The 3,434-nt window shown below is 48.5% G+C and carries 3 protein-coding genes; 2 read left to right on the top strand and 1 reads right to left on the bottom strand.

Annotated elements, in window-relative coordinates; translation table 11 throughout:
- Positions 1–212: 212 nt before the first annotated feature.
- A complete protein-coding gene (locus tag HWQ67_RS14785) occupies positions 213–1,781 on the bottom strand; it encodes an HDOD domain-containing protein (protein ID WP_218253460.1) in 1,569 nt (522 codons plus the stop codon).
- A 189-nt stretch (positions 1,782–1,970) separates the two neighbouring features.
- Here HWQ67_RS14785 and HWQ67_RS14780 point away from each other — a divergent pair, with 189 nt between their 5' ends.
- Complete coding sequence (locus HWQ67_RS14780; protein WP_218253459.1) at positions 1,971–2,714, top strand: Bax inhibitor-1/YccA family protein; 744 nt, start codon at positions 1,971–1,973, stop codon at positions 2,712–2,714.
- A 28-nt stretch (positions 2,715–2,742) separates the two neighbouring features.
- Entirely contained in the window at positions 2,743–3,276 is a 534-nt protein-coding gene (locus HWQ67_RS14775; protein ID WP_218253458.1) for a DUF4337 domain-containing protein, read from the top strand.
- Positions 3,277–3,434 lie beyond the last annotated feature (158 nt).

The raw sequence follows: 3,434 nt of genomic DNA, 5'->3' as shown, positions 1-3,434 counted from the left end.
TTTTATGCATCATGGATTCCTGGTCAAGCCAGGAATGACACACTTGGAAAACGCCTGTAACTGTCATTCCTGCGAAAGCAGGAATCCATGCCTTTTAACCGTGAAAAAAATTTTTACCCTGCTTTTTTAAGAGGATACTTCCATATTGTACCAAAACGTACCCTGTCTTTACAGCGATGATTACCCAGACAAGGCATCCCTCACTGCGGGCATTACATGGAGTGTTTGATGGCCAGCATGGCCTGATTTCGGAGCGTCTTGACGTATCTGAGACGCTTGGGATGCAGCGCCTTGGGATCGACACTTACCCAGTCGCCATAGATCAATGCTATCGGGGCCTTGCGCAATGTAATGGGGATCACTATAAACGTATTGGCATTGAACACTGTGCGCAACCACGTGGGTATGCACGATTGCACCTCCACGTCATGGACGTTGTTGATCAGGACGATTGAATCTCTGCTCAGGGATATGTTAAAGACGTCCTCGGAGGTCTTTTCAACCTGGAACCGAAATCCCTTGACCAGCTTGTCTATGCTCTGCCCAAAACCAAAGCGACCTTCCATGTATGGCTCCTTCGGGCTTCTTATGCTGATGACAACGCGCGTAAACTCCATTCCGCGGTACAAGACCTCCAGGATCATCCGCAATATGTCATTTAACGAAAAGCTCTCAAGCAGGGCATTGGCTATCTCCAGTATGCCCTTGGCAAGGACGTCCTCGGGAGTCATGACCTCGGAGCTTTCCTCCTCGTTATCAAGCAGACCGTCAAGTATCTGCATCGGGCTTCTTGCACCAGGCTCGGCATGTTTTTTACCCTTGCCTGCCGCATCCTGACCCTTTACGACAAACTCCAGGTTCTGCAGGAAGTGGCTGTGTCCCATGCTCAGATTGAAGTTGTCACAGTATGACTTTACCTCGTTAAATGAGGCTTCCATCACATCAGAGATCATCTTTTCGTCAGCCTTGAAGCAGGTATCAAAGCGATGTTTAAAGGTATCCAGGGCCTTTTTCCAGTCTTCGGAGTTGGGCTTTGTCTTGTTTATCAGTTCGCACAGTTTGTTGGAGAACAGTACGAGACACCTGATGGTCTCCAGGTCGGTCTTGGGTTTGGTGAGCTTGTACAGTGGTATCTTGTGCATACAATGCACAATGTTATCGGAGAAGTTCCAGTGTTTGGCAACCTCCATGCCGACTGTATCGTATGAGGCATTTATGACCGATGGCGCCGTCTCATCTTCCGTGGCGCTTTGGGTAACGGCAAGGTCTTTTATCTTTCTCTGTTCGTCGGGTAAATAAAACCTGGTCAGCAGCTTTCCGAGGTCGTGAAACATCGAACATATAAATGCCTCCTCTACGTCATGGACGCCTAACTTCTTGCCCATCTCCTTTGCTATCACGCCGCTCATAAAGGACATCACAAAAGACTCCCTCAGCTCCATGGCCAGGGCCTTGTTCTTTATTTGTTCAAAGAGCAGCAGCGACAACGCCGCATCCCTTACGTGGTGAAATCCAAGTATGTAGACGGCACGGGAGACCGTGGTGATCCTTCCGGCTCCGTGATACTTGATATAGGCCGCTGTGTTGACCATCCGCAGCAGCTTGTTGGACAGGGCGAAGTCATCCAGGATGGTGTTGGTCAGTTCCGTGACCGAGGCATCGCTGCCGGTTGCGGTCTGCTTGCTCACAAGCGTGATTGTCCGCGACATGGCGGGGAATTCCCTGTGTGCGTTTATTATGTCCAACAAACGCACTACTACGGGTATCCTTTTTATTGTCATATTACTCGTCATAACAACGATTACAGTTTAACATGTCGGAATATATAAAGTAAACATAATTCTTATAAGCAAGTGATTTTTTTCTTTACAGACCATGTGCAACGTTATTGGCGGATATGCTATAATAATATTTGGTAACAAAGATATAGTAACGTACAAGCTAAAAATGCACAAATCAGGAGGTATGCGATGACAACTTCAAACCCTGCCCTGGGTAAGTTAGAGCTAAGGGCCAAGGCGATGGCATCCCCCTACGATGAGACGATGACCATCCAGGGGACGATAAACAAGACGGGAATACTGCTGCTGCTTATCATGCTTACGGCAACGTGGTGCTGGCGTCTCTCCCACAGTGTTGGCCAGGGGGCCGTGATGCCGTGGCTTGCAATTGGGACAATCGGTGGTCTGATTGTGGCGGTGGTTACGATGTTTAAGGCCAACTGGGCAGGGGTAACGGCTCCGTTGTACGCACTCCTTGAGGGGTTGGTGCTGGGGGGGCTGTCGGCAATCTTTGAGGCTCGTTATACGGGAATTGCCTTTCAGGCCGTCTTTCTCACATTCGGAACCCTGGGGGTGATGCTCTTTGCATTCAAGACCGGCATGATCAGGGTGACGGACAAACTAAGAACAGGCATTGTTGCCGCCACAGGCGCAATCTTTCTTGTCTATATGGTGTCCTTTGTGCTGGGGTTGTTTGGCGTGCATATCCCGCAGATTTTCGGTAGCGGCATCATCGGCATTGCCTTCAGCGTTGTTGTGGTAATCATCGCGGCGCTGAACCTCGTCCTGGACTTTGACATGATCCAAGGGGCAGTATACAACCGACAACCAAAGTACATGGAATGGTACGGCGCTTTTGCTCTGATGGTCACGCTGATCTGGCTATACATCGAAATCATCAGACTCCTGGCAAAGCTCAAGAACGAAAGATAGCAGACAGGAGGGCATCAGCAACAGCGCTATGGCAGAAGAAAAAAAAGAACCCTGGTTAAATTACCTCGCACTTTCCACGGTCATACTGGCCGTGTGTGCCACGCTGTCAACGTTTAAGGGTGGAGGGTTTTCGACCCTCTCCGTACTGACACAGTCGCAGGCATCTGACCAATGGGCCTATTATCAGGCAAAAAGCGTTAAACAATACCTCTACGAAACACAGAAAGAACGCTTCGAAATCGATCTCATGGAAAAAAGACAAGTACTCCCTGCCAGTCTCGTCAAAGATTATGAGCAGAGGATCGCAACCTACGACCAAAAGATCAAAAAGTACATCGACGAAAAAAACAAAATAGAAAAAGATGCCAGAGACCTTGAAGCCATCAGAGACAACGCCAGAAAGCATTCAAAGGCCTTTGGCATGGCAGTGATATTCCTGCAGGTTGCAATACTGTTGTCGTCCATTTCGGCGTTGCTGAAAAAGAAACCGCTATGGATAGTTGGGATGCTGGTAGGCAGTATCGGGGTCTTCTATTTCGTAAGAGGTTGGTTAATGCCTTGATGCCGGGCATGATTGACAGGACACAATCTTTTATGACAAGATACGTAGATGCTATGGTTTCGCACTTTCTGGATTCCTGCTTACGCAGGAATGACACAGATGGGCGCAAAATACCATTTCTTGTCATTCCCGTGAAAACGGGAATCCATTTTCAAAAA

Origin of the sequence: Candidatus Magnetobacterium casense (assembly GCF_019173545.1) — a bacterium.
Lineage (GTDB): Bacteria > Nitrospirota > Thermodesulfovibrionia > Thermodesulfovibrionales > Magnetobacteriaceae > Magnetobacterium > Magnetobacterium cryptolimnobacter.
This window is presented reverse-complemented; position numbering and strand designations above follow the sequence as displayed.

What these genes read in the sequence shown, in the direction of transcription:
- HWQ67_RS14785 (WP_218253460.1), bottom strand. Translation starts at nt 1,781, where the DNA reads ATGACAATAAAAAGGATACCCGTAGTAGTGCGTTTGTTGGACATAATA.
- HWQ67_RS14780 (WP_218253459.1), top strand. Translation starts at nt 1,971, where the DNA reads ATGACAACTTCAAACCCTGCCCTGGGTAAGTTAGAGCTAAGGGCCAAG.
- HWQ67_RS14775 (WP_218253458.1), top strand. Translation starts at nt 2,743, where the DNA reads ATGGCAGAAGAAAAAAAAGAACCCTGGTTAAATTACCTCGCACTTTCC.